Source organism: Streptomyces sparsus, from assembly GCF_054776295.1.
The window spans coordinates 1-901 of sequence record NZ_BAAHCA010001385.1; the positions used below are offsets into that span (position 1 = coordinate 1).

Consider the following 901-nt stretch of genomic DNA (forward strand, 5'->3'; position numbering starts at 1 on the left):
CCGTATCCACCGTCACCGCCGGCCCCTCCAAACCGAACGTGTACGACAACCGACCCGACATGACACTCGCGGAGTTGCCGGTGCCCAGATGGGCTTCGACGTCCTCGCCCGGGGCGATGGAACGGGAGGTGTAGTCCTGGTAGTTGGTGCCGGCGAAGACGCCGGTCCGCGAACCCTTCAGCGCCCGCGGGTCGATACCCGCCCGCTCGAACGCCTCCCACGCCATCTCCAACAGCAACCGCTGCTGCGGATCCATCGCCACCGCCTCACGCGGCGAGATGTCGAACATGCCCGGGTCGAAGTCGGCGAAGCCGTCGAGAAAGCCGCCGGTGAGCGTGGAGGTGCGGCCGGCCCGGCCGGGCTCGGGATCGTAGAGCGCCTCCAGGTCCCAGCCCCGGTCCTCGGGGAACGGTCCCATCATGTCGGTCCCGTCGGCGAGCATGCGCCAGAACCGCTCAGGGGTGTCCGCGTCGCCGGGGAAGCGGCAGGCCATGGCGACGATGACGACCGGGTCCTCCGCGTCGTCGCCGCCGCGGGCCGGCACGGCCACGGCACCGGCGGACGGCTCGGCGGTGGGTGCGAGTTCGGCGGTGAGGTGGTCGGCGAGCGCGGCCGGCGTCGGGTAGTCGTAGACCAGGGTGGCGGGCAGCCGCATGCCGGTCGCCCCGTTGAGGGTGTTGCGCAGTTCGACGGACGTCAGCGAGTCGAACCCCAACTCCCGGAACGCGCGCGCGGTTTCGACGTCCTCCGGGCTCGGGTGGTTGAGCACGTGGGCGATGTGCGCGCGGACGAGTTCCAGCACCGCCTGCCGGCGGTCGGCGTCGCCGAGAGCCGTGAGCCGCGCCAGCAGCCCGTTCCTTCCGGTGCCCCCCTCGCCGTCCACGTCCGGCTGCCGGGCGAC

General features: G+C 72.3%; 1 protein-coding gene. It reads right to left on the bottom strand.

The window, feature by feature from the left end:
* Positions 1-901: acyl carrier protein (locus ACYVE9_RS28590; RefSeq protein WP_461030789.1), on the bottom strand; the 901-nt coding region annotated here is incomplete at both ends.